This window comes from Pseudotabrizicola alkalilacus (genome assembly GCF_003443995.1).
Classification (GTDB): domain Bacteria; phylum Pseudomonadota; class Alphaproteobacteria; order Rhodobacterales; family Rhodobacteraceae; genus Pseudotabrizicola; species Pseudotabrizicola alkalilacus.
Map to the genome: position 1 here is coordinate 1 of NZ_QWEY01000020.1, position 21813 is coordinate 21813.

At 61.6% G+C, this 21813-nt stretch carries 18 protein-coding genes and 1 tRNA gene; 8 read left to right on the forward strand and 11 right to left on the reverse strand.

From position 1 onward, the window contains the following. Positions 1–129: 129 nt before the first annotated feature. The 3 genes from D1012_RS21230 to D1012_RS21240 are packed head-to-tail and all read left to right on the forward strand — an operon-like array spanning position 130 to position 2849. The gene (locus D1012_RS21230; RefSeq protein ID WP_118156135.1) at positions 130–588 is read left to right on the forward strand and encodes a hypothetical protein; all 459 of its coding nucleotides are present in this window, start codon (positions 130–132) and stop codon (positions 586–588) included. Positions 589–598: 10 nt separating this feature from the next. Beyond that, a complete protein-coding gene (locus D1012_RS21235) occupies positions 599–958 on the forward strand; it encodes a hypothetical protein (RefSeq protein WP_118156136.1) in 360 nt (119 codons plus the stop codon). Next, a complete protein-coding gene (locus D1012_RS21240; protein WP_118156137.1) occupies positions 936–2849 on the forward strand; it encodes a relaxase/mobilization nuclease domain-containing protein in 1914 nt (637 codons plus the stop codon). The genes D1012_RS21235 and D1012_RS21240 overlap by 23 nt, the downstream gene beginning before the upstream one ends. Positions 2850–3074: 225 nt before the next feature. Here D1012_RS21240 and D1012_RS21245 read toward each other — a convergent pair whose 3' ends face one another. The 10 genes from D1012_RS21245 to D1012_RS21290 form a co-directional block, all read right to left on the reverse strand. Next, complete coding sequence (locus tag D1012_RS21245; RefSeq protein ID WP_118156138.1) at positions 3075–4244, reverse strand: M20 aminoacylase family protein; 1170 nt, start codon at positions 4242–4244, stop codon at positions 3075–3077. Further along, a complete protein-coding gene (locus D1012_RS21250) occupies positions 4241–5215 on the reverse strand; it encodes an ABC transporter ATP-binding protein (protein WP_118156139.1) in 975 nt (324 codons plus the stop codon). Before D1012_RS21250 ends, D1012_RS21245 begins: the two co-directional genes overlap by 4 nt. Further along, complete coding sequence (locus D1012_RS21255) at positions 5212–6189, reverse strand: ABC transporter ATP-binding protein (protein WP_118156140.1); 978 nt, start codon at positions 6187–6189, stop codon at positions 5212–5214. Before D1012_RS21255 ends, D1012_RS21250 begins: the two co-directional genes overlap by 4 nt. Then, positions 6186–7715 carry a gamma-glutamyltransferase gene (locus tag D1012_RS21260; RefSeq protein WP_199489599.1) on the reverse strand — a complete coding sequence of 510 codons (1530 nt, stop codon included), beginning with the start codon at positions 7713–7715 and terminating at the stop codon, positions 6186–6188. Before D1012_RS21260 ends, D1012_RS21255 begins: the two co-directional genes overlap by 4 nt. A gap of 34 nt (positions 7716–7749) precedes the next feature. Then, a complete protein-coding gene (locus D1012_RS21265; RefSeq protein ID WP_118156142.1) occupies positions 7750–8616 on the reverse strand; it encodes a polysaccharide deacetylase family protein in 867 nt (288 codons plus the stop codon). Further along, positions 8616–9410: an SDR family NAD(P)-dependent oxidoreductase gene (locus D1012_RS21270; protein ID WP_118156143.1), complete on the reverse strand. Its 795-nt coding sequence runs from the start codon at positions 9408–9410 to the stop codon at positions 8616–8618. The genes D1012_RS21265 and D1012_RS21270 overlap by 1 nt, the downstream gene beginning before the upstream one ends. A 4-nt stretch (positions 9411–9414) precedes the next feature. Continuing rightward, entirely contained in the window at positions 9415–10317 is a 903-nt protein-coding gene (locus tag D1012_RS21275; protein ID WP_118156144.1) for an ABC transporter permease, read from the reverse strand. After that, entirely contained in the window at positions 10314–11243 is a 930-nt protein-coding gene (locus tag D1012_RS21280) for an ABC transporter permease (protein WP_118156145.1), read from the reverse strand. Before D1012_RS21280 ends, D1012_RS21275 begins: the two co-directional genes overlap by 4 nt. Before the next feature lie 84 nt (positions 11244–11327). Next, the gene (locus tag D1012_RS21285) at positions 11328–12830 is read right to left on the reverse strand and encodes an ABC transporter substrate-binding protein (protein ID WP_199489600.1); all 1503 of its coding nucleotides are present in this window, start codon (positions 12828–12830) and stop codon (positions 11328–11330) included. Then, the gene (locus tag D1012_RS21290; RefSeq protein WP_118156147.1) at positions 12830–13660 is read right to left on the reverse strand and encodes a GntR family transcriptional regulator; all 831 of its coding nucleotides are present in this window, start codon (positions 13658–13660) and stop codon (positions 12830–12832) included. The genes D1012_RS21285 and D1012_RS21290 overlap by 1 nt, the downstream gene beginning before the upstream one ends. 256 nt (positions 13661–13916) lie before the next feature. On the opposite strand from D1012_RS21290, the gene D1012_RS21295 reads away from it, so the two are divergent. The 5 genes from D1012_RS21295 to D1012_RS21325 all read left to right on the forward strand — a co-directional run bounded on the left by D1012_RS21295 (position 13917) and on the right by D1012_RS21325 (position 21700). Continuing rightward, on the forward strand, positions 13917–14324 hold the full coding sequence (locus D1012_RS21295; RefSeq protein WP_147335768.1) for a hypothetical protein: 408 nt from the start codon (positions 13917–13919) through the stop codon (positions 14322–14324). Between the two features lie 540 nt (positions 14325–14864). Beyond that, the gene (locus D1012_RS21305; RefSeq protein WP_118156150.1) at positions 14865–15386 is read left to right on the forward strand and encodes a hypothetical protein; all 522 of its coding nucleotides are present in this window, start codon (positions 14865–14867) and stop codon (positions 15384–15386) included. Between the two features lie 197 nt (positions 15387–15583). Next, a complete protein-coding gene (locus tag D1012_RS21310; RefSeq protein ID WP_233517229.1) occupies positions 15584–16573 on the forward strand; it encodes a GIY-YIG nuclease family protein in 990 nt (329 codons plus the stop codon). A gap of 126 nt (positions 16574–16699) precedes the next feature. Continuing rightward, positions 16700–19069 (forward strand): AAA family ATPase, encoded by a 2370-nt coding sequence (locus tag D1012_RS21315; protein ID WP_118156151.1) that lies wholly within the window; start codon positions 16700–16702, stop codon positions 19067–19069. 861 nt (positions 19070–19930) lie between these two features. Then, a complete protein-coding gene (locus D1012_RS21325; protein WP_118156154.1) occupies positions 19931–21700 on the forward strand; it encodes a recombinase family protein in 1770 nt (589 codons plus the stop codon). Here D1012_RS21325 and D1012_RS21330 read toward each other — a convergent pair. Beyond that, a tRNA-Met gene (locus D1012_RS21330) sits at positions 21657–21733 on the reverse strand. The genes D1012_RS21325 and D1012_RS21330 overlap by 44 nt on opposite strands. Positions 21734–21813 lie beyond the last annotated feature (80 nt).

Genomic DNA, 21813 nt, shown 5'->3' on the forward strand with positions numbered 1-21813 from the left:
GTCACAGCCGCGCGGCTACAATCTTTCTGGCTGGCGCGGGGCAAACATGTGGATAACCAAAGAGGGTCACGTAGTTTTTTCTCAAGGGGATCCTATTCCAAGGGGACGACATGAAAAAAGGAGAAACTCATGTTCCCCCAAGGAAGCCCAAAGCTGAAGACCTCGATCACCATGCCGATTGCCAAAGCGATTACCCCAATGCTTGACGCGCTGGCACCTAAGCCGAAGGCATCTCTGACTGCACGCGATGTTGTCGAAATGAACCGCACCGCGATCCTCGGCGCATTGCAGAAGGGCTACAATTTCAGCGATATCGCCGAGAAGATGGTCACTGCCGGCGTGAAAATCAGCGGCAGCACTTTGGCACATTATGTCCGCGACAAGGGGCCAACGGCGCAAACGCTTGGCGCTGCGAAAAAAAAGGCAAAGGCCTCTAGCCCTCAACCAAAGACCTCGGCATCTCAGCCCGCACCTGCTGCGATGAACCAGGCACCCAGCCCTGGATACGGGTCTGCAACGCCAGCAAAGACGCAAGGGGCAAGACATGCGCCTGCTCCCGCGCCACAAGCGTCAAGGCTTCCGGGATAACGGGCGCGGCATGGCAAAGGCAGGGGATGGAGCACGGCGGTCGGATCAGCGCCAGCGTCAGGCGCTGATCCAGATCCGGGTCACGGATGAAGAGCATCTGCTGTTCATTCGCGCCGCGCAGAAGTGCGGCGCGCCTGGCCTCGCCACATGGGCGCGCAATCTTTTGCACAAAGGCTGCGGTGGACCCAGTGCGTCCGACCGGGTGCTGAGCGGCGCCTTGGGCCAGCTGGCGGGCCGCATGCAAGATATCGCGCATCTGGCCCCAAAGGTGCCGCCCGAAAAGATCGTTCAAGCGATCCTTCGCGTGTCGCAGGAGCTTCATGACGTGCAGAGAAAGGTGATCGGCGATGATCGCGAAGGTGTGCCCTAACGCCAGACGAACTGGAACGCGCGGCTGCCCGTTTGGTGCACGGATCGCCTATGTCAGCCGCAAAGCGGTTGTTGTCCGTAGCGTCAACCTCTGTGGCGGATGGCAAGACGCGCGGGCGCAAATGCAGATGGCGCGCGGGTTGAATACTGCCGTGCAGAATCCTGCGGCACATATCATTCTGTCGTGGCCGGAGACTGACTGCCCGAGCGAAAACGCGATGATCACTGCCGCACGGCTTGTGATGATCGACTTCGGCGCAGCTTCGCATCAGATGGTGATCGCCGTCCACCGCGACCGTCCCAATTCACATGTGCATATCGTCCTAAACAGAGTGCATCCCGTCACAGGCAAGGCTCTGCCGCTGTGGCAGGACTACCGCCGACTGGAGCTCGCGTGCCGCCGGGTAGAGACGCGGATGGGCTGGTCGGTGGATCGCGGGAGATTTGATGTCGATCAGGGTGATACGGGCCTGACCCTTGTGCCCAAGCCACAGGCGCACTGGCGGGCCAAGGCGCAGGACCGCTTGCTGGGGCTGCGACAGACACCATACGCTGCCCGGGCGCTCGAGCGGCGCAGCGGCCTGCCTGTCCTTCTGGATATCCTTTCGCCCAAAGTGCAGATCTGGCTTAGGCAGCGGCTTACATCCGCCTCACATTGGCAAGAATCGCATGACGCCTTGCGCCGATATGATTTGCGCTATGTATTGCATCGCGGTGGCGCAAGGATTGTGCATCGCGCCTCGGCATGGGGGATGGCAGCCAGCCAACTCGGCACGGCCTGCGGGCTCTGGGCAATGCAAAACAGGATCGGGGCCTATGAGACTGATCCTGTGGAGAACAGATCAGCGGCAGCCTTGTCGGACCCGAGCACACCAGAGCATGGCGAGGCGCAATCGGCACTGCTCACCCTAACCGCTACACTATTAAAACCCATCCGGGACAAGCGCGAGGCGCAACAGCATGCTCACCGCGCAGCCCGGCAGGCGCGGAGGCAGCTACATGAGGCACAGGCGGCGGAGACAGCGGAGGTGCGCCACATCCTGCGGGGCAGCAAAAGCCCGATGGCGCAAGCCCTGCGCCACGTCATGAATGAGCAGCATAAGACGGCACGGCAACAGTTGCGATCCGCGACGCAAGGGATCCATAGCCGTGCCACACTTCCATTGGACGCGATTGCGCAGGCAGACCCCCAAGAGGCGGCACGCAGGCGCTATCGCGATATCCTGCGACGTGCTGCGATCCGTGAGGTTCAAGGCGGAATAGTTTCGGGGCAGTCTGACCTGACATCAGCGCGTCAAACCTGGTTCACTGCACCGCTGCGCACGCAGGATTCTGGACTGCCATCCGCTCTGCGCAACGCGATTGCAGGCCATGCCGATGACATCCGGGTCGATGGCGTGGGCGGCCTTCTTTTGCCGCACAGAAGGCAAGATGGCGGCATCGCCGGCTTCACGCGAATTGACCTCGGAGAGAGAGCGCAAAGGAACCAGCCGGTCCAATACGGCGCACCGGGTGGGTTGATCTTGATCGGTCAAAGGGATGCAAATAGATGCCTGATTGTATTGGATAGCATGACAGCGTTTACGAGTGCAGTCCGCCTGCGAGATCAGCCAGTGCTGATTATTGCGGTCAGTGCGCCGATAGATCCAGCGGAAGCCATCCATCTGAAATCCCTGACGCAAGGACGGGACACCACGGTCGGTAGCACATCCCATACAGAACGGCACGATGTGATGAACCATCTGGCAAACCTGCTACCATCAGCCAGACTTGTTTGGTGGGATGGCAAACACGCTGGCACAGCAATGCAGGAGGAGCAAACTGTGGACGGTCGATGGATGACATCCCTGTCCGATCAGACAAAAGGCCCAGAGCCAAAACAAGAGAGTTGAGAGTGACCGCAGCAAATTTCAGACAGCGCAGCCCCAATCATGCACAGTGCTGTCTGGGTGGAGTATCCCTGTCATCGACAGGTAACCCTAGATGCCTTTTCCTGCATTTTAATAGTTGGCGGGCGGCTGGCAGTTTGTTGTCTTGCGAAACACAAAGCGTCACATTCTTTGGCAGGGCCTCAACACAACCCAGCTGCTCGGAAAAGTTTAGAAGTCACCGAAGTCTCAAGTCACCAAGCAACTGCTGCGCGCCTCGACCAGCCTGGCCAGCAGCGCTGCGCCAAGCGGCAGCACGCTGTCGTCAAAAACATAGGCCGGATGGTGCAAGCCCGGACCATCCGCAATGCCAAGCCAGAAATACGCGCCCGGCACCTGATGCAGCATGTCGGCAAAATCCTCGCTGGCCATGAACGGCGGGCATTTCGCATCGACCGCTTGCGCCCCGAGCAGGTCGGTCGCGCAAGCGATAACCGCCCGGGCCTGTTCGGCATGGTTGTCCAGCACACTGAAGATGTCGCGAATGTCCACGTCGGCCTCGACCTCATGTGCCAGTGCAATGCCGTCGCAGATTTTGCGCAGCCGGGCGCGCATCAATGCGCGCGTGTCATCGTCCAGTGCGCGGATCGTGCCTCCCAGCGTCACCTCTGACGGGATGACGTTATAGGCATCGCCGCCGCGCACCCGGGTGATCGATACCACGCCAGAGCGCAGCGGATCGACATTGCGCCCGACAATGCCCTGCACCGCCTGCACCAGTGCCCCAAGTGCCACCACCGGGTCGCGGGTGGTCTGCGGCAGCGCGCCATGCCCCCCGCGGCCACGCAGGGTGACGTCGAAGAAATCCGCGCCAGCCATGGCCGGGCCGGGCGAGACCGCGACTGTGCCTTGCGGATGGTGGGGCGCATTGTGCAACGCATAGATCTCGTCGCAGGGAAACCGGTCGAACAGGCCGTCGGCTAGCATCGCGCGCGAACCGCCAAGGCCTTCCTCGGCCGGCTGGAAGATGAAGACGGCGGTGCCCCGGAAGGCGCGGCTCTCGGCCAGGGCGCGTGCCGCCCCCACCAACATGGCCATGTGGCCGTCATGGCCGCAGCCATGAAAGATCCCCGGCACTTCAGAGCGCCATTGCAGGGTGCTTTGCTCTTCGATCGGCAGGGCATCCATATCGGCGCGCAGGCCGATCCGGGGGCCATCGCCCTCTGTCAGCACGCCGACCACCCCGGTCTTGCCGATTCCTTCTGTCACCTCGCAGCCCAGCGCGCGCAGTTCCGCCGCGATGCGGGCCGCCGTCTTTACCTCAGTAAAGCCCAGTTCCGGCTGCCGATGCAGATCACGGCGCAGGGCCGTCAACGCATCCGCATAGCTTTGGGTGAGGTTTAACGGGATCTGGCTCATGAAGGTGCTCTTTCGTGGCAGGCGAAGGCAGTCCCCCGGCTGGAGGAGGTGAAGGCGGGGCGTTCGGTAACACAGCGTGCCGTTGAGATCGGGCAGCGGGTGACAAAAGGGCAGCCCTCGGGTGCCGCCAGCGGGCTTGGGATTTCACCTTGCAGAACTATTCTCTTGCGCGCGCGCTGTGCGACGGGATCCGGCAACGGAATTGCCGACAGCAGCGCCTCTGTATAGGGGTGGGTGGGGGTGTCAAACACCGGATCCGTTGGCCCCTGTTCCATGACACGACCAAGATACATCACGATCACCTCATCGGCGATGTGGCGGACCACAGACAGGTCATGGCTGATAAACAGATAGCTCAACCCCAATTCAGCCTGAAGCTCCATCAGGATGTTCAGCACCTGCGACCGGATCGAGACATCCAGCGCCGACACCGGCTCGTCACAGACGATCAGCTTGGGGTCAAGCGATAGGGCCCGCGCGATCACCACCCTTTGGCGCTGCCCGCCAGAGACCTGGCTTGGCAGGCGCGGAGCCTGAACGGTCGAAAGCCCCACCAGATCCATCACCCGGCGCAATCGGCGGTCTTGCTCGGCCGCGTCGACTCCGCGGATTCGCATCGGCTCGCAAATGCTTTCGGCAATGGTCATCTTCGGGTTCAGAGCCGCTGCCGGATCTTGAAAGACGATTTGCATCTCTCGCGCCAGCAGGGCGCGCCGCGCCGCCGTGGAAAGGGTGCCAAGATCTTGTCCATCGTAGACGACCTTGCCCGAAGTGATCGGGGCAAGGCCAAGAATGCCATAGCCCATAGTGGACTTTCCGCAACCGGACTCGCCCACAAGCGCCAGAGTCCGGCCACGCCCGATATCAAAGGAAACCCCGTCAACGGCCTTCAGCAGCCGGCGGTTTCCGGCGCGGTCGGTCACCGGGTAATGCACCCGTAGATCCGTGACAGAGAGGAGTGCGTCGTTCATGCGAGGGCCTCCAGCCGATCTGTGTGCCAGCAGGCCGCGAGATGCGCCACGCTCGCGTCATGGGCCACGAGCGGGGGCAGCGCGCCACAGGCCGCGTCTGCAAGCGGGCAGCGGGTGCGAAAGCGGCAGCCATCCGGCCAGCGGCCAATATCGGGAACAGTGCCCGCAATCGTTCGCAGCTCGGTCTTGCGGGGCCCGACAAGGCGGGGGATCGTCGACAGCAGCAGGCTGGTATAGGGATGCGTCGGCCTTGCAAACACCTCATGCAAAGGGCCGGTCTCCACAATACGGCCGGCATACATCACCGACACCCGGTCGGCCATGTCCGCCACCACCCCCATGTCATGAGTGATCAGCACCATACCCATTCCGGTTTCCCGGCGAAGCGCCTTCATCAGGTCCAGGATGGCAGCCTGAATGGTCACGTCCAGCGCAGTGGTCGGCTCATCCGCAATCAATAGTTGCGGTCGCGAAATCAGCGCTGCAGCAATAGAGATGCGCTGACACATTCCGCCCGACAGCTCGAACGGATACTGGTCGTAGCGCTGGTCCGGATCAGAGATGCCAACATGGGCCATGACCTCCAGTGCCGCGCTGCGCGCGCGACCCCGATCAGAGCCAGTGGACATGATAAGTGCCTCAGCCACCTGATCGCCGACCTTCATCAAAGGGTTCAGCGCGGCGACGGGTTCCTGAAAGATCACCGACATTGTTTTGCGTCGCAATTTGCCCGCCGCTCGGCGTGACAGGCTCGCCACGTCGGTGCCCTGCAGGGCCACGCTGCCGCCAATCTTTGCGGCAGCGGGTTGCAGGCCAAGGATGGACAGCGCCGTCATCGACTTTCCGCAGCCGCTTTCGCCGACCAGCGCATGAATCTCGCTTCGTTCAACCGTCAGGTCGAGACCATCAACGATTTTTGCGCCATTGATCGAGACGCTCAGGTCGCGGACGGCAAGTAATGGCATGTCGGTCATCCGGCATCCTCCCTCGCGGCGGCCGCATAGGCCCACGGTTGATAGGGGTGGGCCTGTCCGCTGAACTCGCCCGGGGCCGTGCACATCACGGCTGACGGGATAGCGAAGTTCACTGGATAAAGCGTGTTGTCGATGATCCGCACAGGCCAGTCGCGTGCGATGGTTGATGCCACATCCATCCCGTCGCGGCTGTCTACCAAGATTGTCGGAGACGAGGCATCGATACGGGGGTAATGGAAGGCCTCTTCCAGGGTCATCCCGTAGTCGGTCACGAAGCTGACCAGTTGCAGCAAGGCGGGAAAAATTTGCCGCCCGCCCGCAGCACCGATGGCCAATGCCGGACGCCCGTCGCGCAAGAGGATCAGCGGGCACATATTCGCAAGCGGCTTGACCCCCGGCGCGATGCTGTTGGGCTGACCGGGGCGGGGATCGAACCACATCACCCCGTTGTTGAACAGGAAACCCGTATTTTCTCCGACCACGCGCGAGCCGAAGCGCGACAGCAGCGTATTGGTCAGCGATACCATGGTGCCCGACGCGTCGACCACGCTGACATGGCTGGTGCAATCGGCATCGGGATGGCCCGCATGGCCCGCGCGGCCGAGCCGCTCGCGATAAGCGTCGCGGATGGCGCTGGCGAAGGCGGCGGCCGAGGCACCGCTGGGCGCCGCCCGGCCTGCCGGGCGCAGGGCCTGCAGACGGTTGAGCGCGTCCAGAAACCCCGGCCCGCCGGACAGGCCGGGCATGGCGCGGATGTCCCAGCCTGCATGGGGCTGTGCGAGGCTTTCCACCCAGTCGGGTCGATACTCCGCAAGATCCTTGGCGGACAGCGCCGATCCGGACCCGGAAAGATCCGACGCGATCTTGGCAGCAATCTCGCCTTCGTAGAAATCACGCGCACCGGCCTGTGCCAATCGGCGCAACAGTCGGGCCTTCTGCGGCATCGGCGCATGGCGCGGAGCCGCACTGTCGCCCGCACGCGGCACACGGCCGCCGGGCAGGAACAGGTTGGCCGTCGCAGGGCAGCGCGACAGGCCCGCTTCCTCATTGGCAATCGCGAAACAGGCGAACCAGTCAAGCTCCAGTCCACGCTCGGCCCATTCGATGGCGGGAGCCAAGGCATCGGCCCAGTTCAGTGTGCCATGCCGCTCCAGAGCTTCGGCAAGACCGGCGATGGTGCCCGGCGTGCAGATCGAATGCGGCCCAGAGATATTGCGGTTGTCCTGCACTTCGGGCCAGCTGAACCAGTCGCCGTCATTCTCCCCGACGATGGGATAATCGTCCGGGTTCAGGTCAAGCGGGGCAATCACCCCGAAATCCAGCGCGTTGACCTCACCCGTGACCCCGTCGGCGCGCAGCATGAAACCGCCCCCGCCGATGCCCGACAGCCAAGGCTCGACCACCGACAGCACCAGCGTCGTGACGACAGCTGCGTCGACCGCATTCCCGCCCTGCTCCAGAATTGCCGCCCCAGCCTCGGCTGCGTGGCGGTTCTGGGCCGAGACGATTCCACGCGAACTGCGCACTGAAGGCTTTTGTATTGTCCAGTTTTGCATTCTGTCACGTCACCGCATGAATGCCGGGAGGAAGCGCTGCGTCATAGCAATAGCGCCCGGCATTTGCAGAAGCCTCATGCCAGTCGGCCAGCTCTGCGCTGGTGGCGCTCCATACACCGCGGCTGTCTGCCACAGTCTGCAACAGCCGCTCGAGCACGCGAAGCCGATGGGCACGGCTGGAAATGTAGTCATGCACGGTGAGCATCATCATGCCGCCCAGATCGTGCAGGCCAAGCCACTCTTCCTGCCAGATCTCTTGCACCTGACCCGGAGCGACAGGCGGCCAATGGTCGGCGCCACCACCCAAAAACTTCCAGTAAATGGCATCATCGATCGGCCATTGCACCGGGATCTCGGTTACACCGCCGATCTGATAGGGATGATCATGGCCTGCAAGCGAGCTGTCATAGAAGCCAAAGCGCTTCACCTCGGCCAACATATGCACCGTCATCTCCCAGGCGGGAGACCGAAAGCCGCGCGGCATCTTCCCGGTCTGAGCCTTGAACAGCGCGACCGAGCGCTCCAGCGCGTCTGTGAACTGCTGGTCCGACACGTCGGTGACCAATTCATGATGGAAGCCGTGCAGACCCACCTCATGCCCGCGGCCGATCAGCGTTTCCAGCAACTGCGGGTTGGCATCGGCCACCGACCCCGGCACATAGAAGCTGCCCTTGATGCCGTAGCGATCCAGCAGATCAAGAATGCGCCAGAGGCCTTCGCGCAGGCCGAAGCGGCGTTGCTCCAGATGCGACAGATAGCGCGGATCAGGCAGCTTGCGGTTGGTCCACAGCCAGGGTGAATCTGCATCCACATCCATCGAAAACACGAAGGCAGACTGTTTGCCTTCGGGCCATTCATACGCTGTTGTCATCAGAGCGCCCTTTTCTTGTCTTGAAACACCGTCATCACCCCGGCAGAGCCTCCGCCATCCACCGCCAGCGTTGCGCCGGTGATGAAACGCGCCTCTTCGCTACACAAAAACACCAGCGGGCCGATCACATCTTGCGCCTCCGTCGGTCGGCCCATCGGGTTTGCGGTCGAAACGCTGGCGACATGCGCATCGGTCAGGCTGGTCACCCCGGATCCTGCCGCAAAGCCGGGATAGAGCGTGTTCACGCGGATCCCGTATTCGGCAAGCTCCAGCGCAAACCCTTCGGACAGCCGGTCCAGCGCCACTTTCGACGTGCAATAGGCAACGGCGGTGCGGCGCGCGCGTTTGGCCCCGCCGGAAGAAATATTGACGATGCTGCCGCGCTTTCCCGCCGCGACCATCAGCCGGGCAAGATCCCGCGTCAGCAGGAACGGCGCGCGCAGATTGATGTCGAACATCAGATCCCACTCAGCGTCAGAGGTATCAAGCAGGAAGGCGCTTGGATAAATCCCGGCATTGTTGACCACAATGTCAGGCGCTCCCCAACGCGCGGCAACCTCATCGGCAAGGCCCCGCACCTGCGCGGCATCAGTCAGGTCAGCGGGACGGGTGAACCCAGCACTGCCAAGGCCCAGCGCGCCCAGATCGGCGAGCACGCCGTCCAGCGCTTCCGGCCCGGTGTCGGTCAGGCAAAGATCGGCCCCTGCCTCGCGCAGGCCGCGGGCGAGCCAGCGACCGATGACACCGCCTGCCCCGGTCAGAACGGCCTTCTGGCCAACAAGTGTGCTGTTCATGATATTACCTCAGTCTCGGATCAAAATGATCGCGCAAGAGATCGCCAAGCAGGTTCATCGCCAGCACGAGCAGGAACAGACAGAAGCCCGGAAAAACCGAGATCCACCACGCCGTCGCGACATAGTCGCGGCCAGCGGCGAGCATGGCGCCCCAGCTTGGCGTCGGAGGCTGCACTCCAAGACCCAGAAAGGACAACGACGCCTCGAACAGCACCATCAAGCCAAATTCGAGTGTGGCCACCACGATCAGCGCACCCATGATATTGGGCAGGATATGCCGCAGCAGGATGTGGACTGTGCCGCCACCCATAAATCGTGACAGCCGGACGTAGGGCGCGTTCGAAAGCGCCAGCGTCTGCGCATAGGCCACCCGTGCATACCGCGGCCAGCGGGTCAGCGCCAGGACGAGAACGACATTCACCAGCCCCGGCCCGAGCACCGCCACCGCGATGATCGCAAGCAGGATGGCGGGGATCGACAGGAACACATCTGTCAGCCGCATGATGATCCGCTCGGGCCAGCCGCGCAGATAGCCAGCGATCATGCCAAGGGTGGTGCCCACCACCCCCGATAGCAGAACCGAACTGATCGCCACCAGCAGCGACACCCGTGCGCCGTGGATGACGCGCGACAGCAGATCCCGGCCCAGCTCGTCGCTGCCCAGCAGGTAGAGAACACCACGCACTTCGGAACCCGGGGCTTGCAGACGGCCCATAAGATTTTGGCGCAGGGGATCATTGGGCGCAATCCACGGCGCGAAAAGGGCCGCCAGCACCAGAGCCGAAAGGATGGCAAGCAGGGGCCAAGCGCGCGACAGGAACCGAACCCGGCGGGCGCGCGCCGCGCGCTTCAGCGCTTGCAGCTCGCTCTGCGCTTCGTCCTGCGGGGGAGCAAGGGCCGCAGTCATGATGGCCTCGCCGACAGGGTGATGCGCGGGTCAACAATGCTGTAAAGGATATCGGCCATCACATTCAAAACGACGGTGACAAAGGCCCCAAGTAGCACCACTCCCTGCACGACCATGAAATCACGCGACACAATGCTCTGCATGGTCAGTTGCCCCAGTCCTGGCCAAGCGAATACGGTTTCCACGACCACGGCCCCCGCCAGTAGATTTGAAACTTCCAGCGCAGCAACCGTAATCAGAGGGATCGAGGCATTGCGCGCCAAATGCCGGGTGACCAGCCGCCCCATCCCAACCCCACGGGCGCGCGCCGTCCGCACATATTCCTTGGACAATTCATCCAGGATCGCCGTGCGAGTCACGCGGGCAAATGTGGCCATGCTGAGCAGTCCAAGCGCGATTGAGGGCAGGACCAGATGGCTGAATCCCCCCGCCGATGACGGCGGCAGCCAACCGAGGCTCACCGCGAAGATCAGGATCAATATGATCCCGCTCCAGAATGTCGGCAGGCTTTGCGCTGCCACCACAAGACTGGAGAGCACCGTGGCGAAAGTCGTGCCATGGTTCAGGGCCATCACCACCCCCAACGGGATGCCGATCAGGCAAGACACGGCCAGCGCGCCCCCCGCCAACATCAAAGTATAGGGCAGGCGAGATCCGATGATGTCGGTCACCGGAAGGTTCTGGATCACCGACCGCCCAAGATCGAAACGAACCAGATCGGCCAGAAATGACAGGTATTGCACCATCAGAGGACGGTCGAAGCCAAGCGCATGGCGCATTGCCTCGATATCCGCCTGCGTTGCCGTTTCCGGCAGCAGCAGGAAGGTGGGATCTCCGGTCAGGCGCTGGATGAAAAAGATCAACGTCAGGACGCCGAACATCACCAGCGTCGCCTCTCCGAGCTTGCGAAGCAGATAGCGGGTCATAGGTGCAATCCGTTGCGGCTGCGATCTTGCAGAACGGGGGGCCGGGCACGGCGTGCCCCGCCCGGCCCCCGCCGACAGATCAGGTTATTCGGCCCAGTCCATACGATTCAGAAACAGGCTCTCATTGGGCGTAGGCGTCCATTCAAGACCGGCTGCAGCCCCGTAGATGATTGCCGCCTGATAGAGCGGGATCAGATAGTTCTGCTCATTCAGGATTGCTTGCGCTTTGGTGTATTCTGCAAGCCGCTCCTCTTCATCCAGCGTGCTGCGGCCTGCCTCTAGCGCGGCCTCCAAAGCCGTGTCACCCGCGCTTGCCCAACCCGATGAGCTGTGCAGCGTCGGGAACAGGATGCCATCGGCATCCTGACACGCACAGGACCAGCGGCTGAACGCAGACACCGGAATGCCTTCTGGCCCAGCCTGCATGTCCTTCAGCCAGGTCGCCATGTCCGTCATTTCGATCGAGGCGTTGAAACCCGCATCTGTCAGCATCTGCTGGATTGCCTGCACAACCCGCTGATCATACACCGGAGATGTCAGGATCGGGAAAGGCACCTTTGCCTCTTCGCCCGCAGCCGCCACCAGTTCCCGGGCCTTGTCCGGATCGTAGCCCGGGCTTTCCAGTCCGTCGACCCAGCCAAAATGCGCAGGGCTCATAAACTGGCCAACCGGCTCGTCGTAACCGCCAAGAATGCCCTCTGTTATCCCCTCTTTGTCCATCGCGTGCGCGACGGCAAGGCGCAGGTCGGGATTGTTCATTGGTGGCTTTTGAGCGTTGAGTGCGAAATAGGCCACCCGTTCTGTCAGCACGGAAAGCACTTTGACATCGTCACGCCCATCCAGCTGTGCGGCCATGTCCGAATTGATTGTCACCACAAGATCGGCAGCCTTGGCCTGAAGGTTCGCCATCCGTGTCGCGGCATCCGGGACCGCGCGGAACACAGCCTCCTTGAAAACTCCCTTGTCACCCCAATAGTCTTCGTTCACGGCCAATGTGACGGAGACACCCCGGCTCCAGTCCGAGAACTTATAGGGGCCCGACCCAACAGGCGCGAGGTTGAACGCATCATTGCCAACCGCCTCAACGACATGCTGCGGCACAATCGACAGCTTTACCAATTGCGCCATCACTGCGGGATAAGCCCCATTCGTGACCAGAACGACCTTGTTATCTGCCGAGACCCGCGCGTCGGTGATCGAGTTGAACTGGCTGAGCTGCGGGCTGGAAAAGCCTGGATCGGTGATGCGTTTGACCGAGAATGCCACATCCTCGGCGGTCAGCGGCGTGCCGTCGTGAAACGTCACTCCATCGCGGATGGTAAATTCGATCTCATTATCGGAAAGATAGGTCCACTCCGTCGCAATTTGGGGCACGATCGCGCCGCTGTCGTCACGGGTCAGCAAGTTGTCGAAGATGTTGCGGTAGACAAAATAGCTGTCCGGGTTCCACTGGACATGAGGATCAAGCGATGTGGGCTCGTTCACCAGATCGATGGTAAGCAAATCCTTGGCCGCCGCCGCACCGGCAGAGGCCCATGAAAGGCTGGCAGACATCAAAAGTGCAGCAATTATGCGCTGTCGTTTCATCATGACTTTCCCTGTTGTGAAGGAGTCCGGCTGCCCTGACCGGATTTGATTTTACGGGCAGACCCCGGTCCGGTCGCGGTGGCCGTATTCGGGGGATGTGCGGGCTGCGAGAGACGGTGGGCGCCAGCGCCGATGCCGGGAGTCAATACGATATCCTCGGCCCGGATCAGGCACTCAATCAGCCAGTCCCGCAAGCTCTGCGCCGATCGCTCCAGCTCTGCCGCGGCGGCCTTCATATCGTTGGCAACCAACGCCTCAGCGATGGGAGTCAAGGGTGGCGGGGCCCATCGCGCGTTGCTGCGCTCGAACCAGAAGATGAGGCGTTGCGTCAAATCATTGCACTGCGCCATCCAGCCCGCGACCAAGGCGCCCTGCGCCGCCGCCAGGTCGGTGATGAATGTCCGCCAAAGCACGCGGGCGACCGCCACGACATCGGGCTCGGATCTGCCAAGCAGGGCATCAGCCTGCGCTGCGATGCGGGACAGCTTGCGCGCGGTTGTCGGCTCCATAGTCATGGTGTCACTGCCGTGGGCGAACAGGCGCCACGCGGCGGCCACATCGCCGACTGTTGCGGCGGTAATAGGGGCTACCTGCCATCCTGACCGCGGCGCCACGTGGACGAAACCCTCAACTTCAAGCCGGGCAAGTGCGGACCGAACCGAGGCCCGACCGAGGTGAAAACGCTCGGCTATTTCCGCCTCGGCCGCACTTGCGCCGGGAAGCAGCTCGCAGGTGATGAAGGCGCGTCGCAGCCGAGCAAGCGCGAAGCTGTTCTTGCTCTCGGCGGCAGGCGGTTGCCCAAGGGGTGAGTTGGCATCTGGATCAAGCATGAGATTACAGTTTCACAAATTGAAATTTCAGTAAACATGATTCGAGATCTCAGATGAGGCAAATTGTGCGCATCCGGCCTTGCTCGTCCTCCCCGAGTGTTGCGATCCGCTCTGCACCATGGGGGGCCGCCTCGTGCTGGCCGCCGTTTATCTATCAAACGCGATTGGATAGCCCGACCTGCGAGAAGCGGAGCAGAGGTTCATCGCGATGTCCTCCGCCGCCCGGCACTCCATAAGACTCAAGGCACTGTAAGACTTGCACCTCGAACGAAACATCGGCGCGGAAGGCGAAGCTCACTGCAGCGCTGCGCGCGCAGCATGCCGGGCGGCACAAACCATTTGCACGAGACGGCTGCACGTTTTGCAAACGACATCTTGGCAGATGACGCGGGAGGCACCCTTCCTCCGCAAGGGCGGCAAGCTGATGGGATCACAGGCTTCAAACGGCTCGACATTACACAGTCAGCAGAGCGGAACTGGCCAAGGCAATGCTCGAATGATCGTCTTTGAAAGCCAGACGGCGCTTACAGCAGCGCTCCCTCTTAAAGATCAGCCCATGCTGATCGTTGAAGTCGGCACGCTCGTGGGACGGGCAGAAGTGGTTCACCACCAAAAGCATGACCGCCGGAAGGGCGACAGCCATATCAAGCACAGCCTAATTTGAGCTGTTAGGAGCGAAGGTGCCATCCTTGGTCGGAAACTTCCGATCATTCTAGGCCCTCTCTGGCGCCACATCCAAAGCGTGGCAAGACCGACTGATCTCCGCCTCGTCGAACGCTCAACGAACTCATCCTGCACGCGACAAAGCGCAGGTTCGCACGGCTTTTTTTGCGTCCGCCGGTGCAGGCGGATGCAAAATACAAGTCAGGGTCCGCAGCTCGTTGGTCTGCTCGCCCTCACATCATCATCCCTCTTCGTCTGCCAGGCGAGCAAGGAACTCGGCCATTGCCCGCCGTATAACCTCTGGCCGTGACGGCAAATCTTCTAGAGTTCGACGATAATCGTCGATCTGTTTGATCATGTCGCGATGCATGCGAATCGTCACAGGTTCAGTGTCGACTTCAGGTCTGCCCATTTTTGCCAACAGTATCTCCAAATGACTACTTGACTTCTTAGTAACACAACGTATTCTTATAGCAAGCCGGAACTGCGGTCCTACGCACAATTCCGGCTCTGACCATTTACGATCGTTAGGAGATCACTCATGGCTACTGAAACACTTACCACGCCGTTTGCGGCGAATGAAGACCCGCGCAAGGGCACCTACACGCCTACCCTCATCGCATCGCTCTTCTCCCGTTTCCTCGGCGCCATCGCCCTGCACATCGAGGCGGAGCGTGACATTCAGGATGTTGATGTCTGGGACGCCGCTTTCACTGGCTGGCTGCGTGAGGCTGAGGAAAGCCTGAAGGTGGTCAAAACATTTCTGCGCCAGATCCGCGATGCTCAGGTCGTGCGCGCGTCAGATGTGCCATTGCTGCGCCTAGCGATCTTGGCGGATGCACTGATCCGATCAGCGGACGCGGGTGATTTCCAGCGGGCGTGTGGCCTTCTAACGCATCCAACGCTGTTTCGCTGTGTGGAGACGGGGCCTGTCGGCCGCCGGGTTGCGGCGATGGTGAAGACAGCCGTGCTGCGACTGGATGAACTCGCAGATCTTGATACCTATGCCCCGGATAGCTTCCCACACACGCCCGCCGACGTTGTCCCCGGCAGCGTCGCATAATCCCGATCCTCCGACGGTGAACGGGCGACCTGTCTGACGGCAGGTTCCCCCGGCTCACCGTCCGCGCATACCCCCTGACATTCCGTCCCCAAAGCCCGCGCGATGCGCTGGAAGCTGCTGTGCCCTTGTGGCCCGGCATCCCCTGCGCCTGCGCCGGCCGATGATTTCCCCATCACCCAAACACGGGAGACTGACCCATGACCACGACACCCTTCTCCACCCCCAAGATGCCCCTGACGCAAACCAAGGCACACATCATCCCAAACATGGTGACCGATGCAGATGAGACGGCCCCGCCCTATGCTGGACCCATCGCACCGCAATGGCAGGCGGCAGCCAAAGCCAAGGGCTTTGCAATCACCGGGCGCATCCGCGACCGCTATCATCTCGCACTGCGCTGCGATGTCTGCGGCCATGTTTATGAGGCGCGCATCTACACCCTGATGTCAGCGCAACCGCAATGCCCGGCTTGCATGATCGCGCGCCTTAACCAGGATGCGACAGCAGCAGGGCTGGCGCATCTGGGGCGTGATACCGACAGCAGGCATTACAGCCATTACCGCGCGCCCTGCGGCCATAGCTTGCGCCGTCAGCACGAGATCGTCCGCCGCATGGCGGCAGGCAGCACGGGTCTGCGCTGCGAGACATGCCACGCCGCTACTGAGGCATCCGAGGCGCAGGCGCGCGGCTGGGAACTGATCGGTCCCGATCCGCAAGGTGATCCCAATTATCGGCTCTATGCCCATGCGGACGGTTGCGGGGCCACACAGCGCATCGCCCGTGCCAACATGCAAAGCAATCGCTTTGGTTGCGCGGGTTGTGGAGAAGGCTGGATGGCGGCGCAGAGCTTCCTCTATGCGATGCGCTTCACCCTGCCGATCGGTCAGGAGCTGGTCAAACTGGGCTATTCCCGCGATCCGGACTCGCGCCTGTTGCATCAGCTGCAGATCGACCGCGACATGCCCTGCGAGATCCTGCGCCGTGTGCCGATGCCGACGGGCCATCATGCGATCCGCGTGGAGAAGCGCCTGCACGCCAAACTGCGCGCCCGCCATCCGCATGCGGTCATCGACCCGCTAGCTTATCGCGGCAAGATTCGCGTGCGATCCGAGATTTATGACGCAGCCCTGACGCAAGAGGTGCTGGCCCTGCTCGACACGGTGGCAAGCGGCTCGCTGGACGGCTGAGGTAACTCCGGCAAGGCAAAGAACACCTTAACTTTCCCCAAGCCAACCACATCCAAAGACCAGGTGGCGCGCATCCTGCGCGCCATCCCCAAGACAAGTTGCCCTGACCGATAAAAGGATGCCTCAATGCATAAATCAGACACCCCCGTTGTTCCCTCATGGCGTCCTTTTGCTGATCTGGTTGTTAAACGCCTGATCGCATCGGAGCCCGACGCCGATGCCAATTATTGGCTCGATGACTTCGATCCTGTCGGCGCGGATGGCACCCCAAAGCGCCCGGATTTCGACGACTGGATGCGTGCAAAGGGATTTCCACATCTGCCGCATGATCTCGCCGACGAGCTGCGCGCGGCCGGGGCCGATGCGGAGGCCACGCTGATCACCGGCGAGAGCCAACCCGCAGCCCATCTGCCCGCCGTAGAGCTGTCGCTGGCGATCCGGCTGGCATCACTATTCGGCAACGCAAAGGCGCTGCACCCTTTGCTGCAAAATGGCGCGATCACCTTCATCACTGGCCTCGATGGCCCCGAGATCAAGGTGGCCGAACAAGTGCTGCGGCACGGCCTGCTACCGGCCGACCTGAAGATCTCCGACACACCGGACAAGTTGAGCAATACCACCGAGCTGCTCCTGCTTCATCCGGACACCGCCGACAAGGTGGTCACCAAATACAAACTCACGCGTTATCTGGACGACATCGATGACGCTATCGACACTGTGGTGCCGATCCTCGCGCTTATGTCTGAGGCCAGCGATCTGCCAGAGACCCTACGCCGCCAAGGGGTCGCCACCTTTCTTGCGCTCCCGCCGCTGAACACCGAGGTGATGATCACGCATCTCTGCCACAGTCATAGCGCCACCGGCCGGATCGATGAGCCCGCTGTGCGCGTAGCTCTGCCCGGCGATGATCTGCTAGCCGAACTCCCCACCACAGCGCTGCGGCTTGCCCTGCGCGCGCCCACAGCGCTTGGCGTGGCGACGCGCATCGCCGCCGCCTGTGGCCCGCGCAAACCGCGAGAGGCCATCCCACATCTCGACGAGATGGCGGGTGATGCCCCTGCTCTGATCGCCGCGCGTCAGCTGGTGGCAGACCTGCGGCTGTGGCACCAAGGCAGCGTCGCATGGTCCGACCTGTCACGCTCGATGCTGCTCTACGGCCCCCCCGGCACCGGCAAGACATGGCTGGCGCGTGCGATGGGCAATGCTGCGGGGATCAGAATGGAAGAGGCGAGCTTTGCCGCCTGGCAATCCGCAGGTCATCTCGGTGACATGCTGCGCGAGATGCGCCGCAGTTTTGCATCGGCGCGCAGCAAGGCGCCGTGCCTTCTCTTCATCGATGAGATCGACGCTGTTGGTTCGCGCACTGGGGACGACACACATGGCAGCAGCTACCGCCGTCAGGTCATCAATGCATTCCTGCACGAGATGGATGTCATCTCGAGTGAGGCGGGGGTGATCGTCTTGGGCGCCTGCAACGATCCCGGGGCAATGGACCCGGCGGTGCTGCGCGCAGGGCGCTTTGACATCAAAGTGCAGGTGCCGCTGCCCGACGCTGCGATGATCCAGAGCATCCTGCAGCGCCATCTCGGGACAGATATCCCCGCAGATGATCTGCACAGCCTCGCCACAGCCGCCGTCGGCCGCAGTGCCGCCGAAGTTGACGCAGCCACGCGCGCCGCCCGCGCAGAGGCGCGGCATAGCAGCACCAGCCTCACACTGCACATGATCCGTCATCATCTCGGGATTCAGACCAACCCGCGCAAGATCGCCCTCGACTGGCGCGTCGCAGTGCATGAATGCGGCCATGCTATCGCGTCGACGGCCCTGCGCTGCGGCGCGGTGAAGCGCGTGTTGCTCACCACCCTCGGCGGCGAGACACATCGGCTCCACACGCCCAAAGAAGGGATGCTGGCGGACCTGCAGGCTGAACTCAGCTATCTGCTCGCCGGTCGCGCGGCCGAGCGTCTGCTGCTGGCGGAAGTCTCAGCTGGATCTGGTGGCGACAGCACGTCGGACCTTGCACTTGCGACCAACCTCGCCCTGTCGATCGAGACAAAGCTCGGCCTCGGCGAGAGTGGTCTTATGTGGGATGACACCCTCGACGCCGCCGCCCTGCGTGACCCCATCCTTCGCACCCGGGTGCGCCAACACCTCACCGAGGCCGAAGCCAAAGCCCTCGCCATCCTGACCGCACAGGAGGATCTCTTGCGCGAGATGTCCCGCGCCCTGCTGCACCGCAGAGAGATCAGCGGCGCGGAGTTGTTGGGATGGCTCAAGCAGGTCGCATTGCTTGGCGATGCGCGTGGCGATGGCGTTCAAGTTGCGTCTGCTGATGCGACTGACGATGTGACCTGCGTTGGTGTTCGTGATGCCACACGCGATCCGCAAGCGATTGCGGATCACATGGCATCATCAAACGACGCGCAATCACTGACGCATGAGGACATGCGTCTGACCCGAGATGGGGCGCATAACCCACCGCCAGCGCCAGGGTGATGGATCGGCCGATGGCGTTTCGGAACGTAGAATTCAGGGGATCCATTTTGTTGGGAGAGGGCATTCTTTGCGTTTTGAGAATGTCTTTTCCCTCATCGCGCTCCTTGGCATTTCACCAGTCATCGGATCAGCATTTTGGGTCCCTGATTTTTCCCCAGGAGGTTGCAGGCTTTTTGGTATTTTGTTTCTTTGGTAGAGAATGCGGAAGGGTTTTTGTCTTTTTAAGCAGGAGATTGCATTTTCCATCTTTGAATTTTCATCAGATTGATTTGCACTTTGTCTTCGTATTTTTCGTCTTCAGCAAGAATCCGGATTTCTTTCGTTTTCGCCTTTTTCATTTTTCATGAGGCGACAGGGAGGCCCATCAATCATCAAGATCAGCCCCTTTTAATCGATATAGTTTTTCAAACCTGGAGGTTATCCACATGTTCCAGCCGTTCAACATCACTTTCAGTCCGGCCAAACCCAACAGCGAGGCACCCTTGCCCTATACTGATCATCAGAGCGTCGGGAATAGCCCGGCACAGATTCAGATCAACGTGATCCACGGAAGCCAATGCGCTTCCGGAGGGCAGGAGCACTCGGCCGATGGCACGGGACCGGAGAAGGCATGCAAGCGGGACGGAGGGGCTGGGTTCAGCCTCCTCCATCGCGGTGATGTCTGTGCCCGCTGCCTGCCCAATGCCGAACAAGGACAGATCAAGCGCCAATCACGCAGGGGTTCATCCCTTGCCAGAAGACCGTGCACTATTCCTGCACATGATCCGCGCTCTTGCGCGTGAGGCTGCGCGCAGCGACCATGCTGATGAGTCGACGGCCCAGATAACACGCGACTGATCGCCCCCACCCGGGAGACCCGCCATGACCAAGCCCCCGTTGCGCGTTGCAATTTACGCGCGTTTTTCGACAGACAAACAACGCGATGCCTCGATCGACGATCAGATCGACTCCTGTCGGGACCTTGCGGCGCGCGAGGGCTGGCATGTGGTCGGCACCTATCATGACCGGGCGGTGTCCGGCGCCAGCATGTTCCGCCCTGGAATCGAGGCACTGCAACGCGATGCGAAGTTGGGCAAGTTCGACGTTGTCGTGGCGGAAGCCATGGACCGCTTATCGCGCAAACTCGCCGACATCGCAAAGTTCCATGAGCGGATGGAGCATCAGAGCATCAAGATTCATACCCTGACCGAAGGCGAAGTCAGCGAGATGCTGATCGGCATGAAGGGAACGATGAACCAGATCCTGCTGCGTGACATCGGCATCAAGACGCATCGCGGACAGAAGGGCCGCGTGAAGGAGGGTAAACTCGCGGGCGGCAACGCCTACGGCTATGATGTTTTGCCCGGCACGGCAGTGAACGGCAAAGCCGAACACGGGGACCGGGCGATCAACCGCGCCGAGGCTGAAGTTGTGCGCCAGATTTTCAGTGATTATGCGCACGGCTTGTCAGCGGGCAAGATCGCGGAGGCGCTGAACAACGAGAAGATCCCGGGGCCGCGTGGCGGTTGGTGGGGCACGTCAACGATCCTTGGCAACCGCGACCGCGGGACGGGGATCCTGAACAATGAACTTTATGCAGGCCGCCTCGTATGGAACCGGCTGCATTTCAGCAAGGATCCGGATACGGGCAAACGGAACTCGCGGATGAACCCGGGAGACCGGGTCACCTCCGTGCCAGTGCCGCATTTGCGGATCATCGAAGACGATCTCTGGAATGCGGTAAAGACCCGCCAGGGCGCGATGAAGACCAAGAACACCGATGTGCCGATCTGGGACCGGCGCCGGCCACGGTTTTTGTTTTCCGGGCTGATGAAGTGCGGCTGCTGCGGCTCAGGGTTCTCAAAGGTCTCCAAGGATGGCTTTGGCTGTTCCGCCGCGCGCAAGAAAGGCCCGGCGGTCTGCACCAACATGGCGGTGATCAAGCAGGCCGATCTGGAAGCCCGGGTGCTGCACGCGCTGGAGCACCATCTGATGGACGAAGAGGCTGTGCGGATCTTCTGCGAAGAATATGCTGCTGAGCGCAATCGTCTGCAGGCCACACGCGAGGCGGGGCGGGCCGATCTGGAGAAGGATCTGGCCAGCGTCATCCGCGATCACAAGAAGCTGGTCGACGCCATCATCGCTGGCGTGCCTGCGGAACAGGTCAAGGACCGGATGATCGAGTTGGATACCCGCAAGAAGACGCTCGAACGGCAGCTTGCCGCCGCCCCTGCCCGCGATCCAATCCGGATCCACCCCGGCATGGCACGCACCTACCGGGAGCGGATCGGCCAGTTGATCAGAGGTCTCGCCGATGCCGAGCGCATGAACGACGCCAAAGAAGCGCTGCGGGCGCTGATCGAGAAGCTGGAATTGGTGCCGGTCACGGCTGAGGAGAGCGAGACCGGCAAACCCGGGCTTGCCATTCACCTTCACGGCGCCCTGGCGAGCTTGTTGCGCCTGGCCTGTGGCCTGCCGGTGCATGAGACCACAGTCGCAGGGGCGCAAACACAAAAAGCCCCGCGTGTTGCGAGGCGTGGGGAACAAAACAGTGCGCAATCCGCTGGCGCGGATTTGCAAGGCATTGATATTGTTAACGAATTAGTTTTGGTTGCGGGGACAGGATTTGAACCTGTGACCTTCAGGTTATGAGCCTGACGAGCTACCGGGCTGCTCCACCCCGCGTCCGGTCCGAGGGCATTTTGTGCGATCGGGTATTTGTATCGTATTGAGAGTTATGTGTCTCTTTTTAGGTTTGGCGGTGA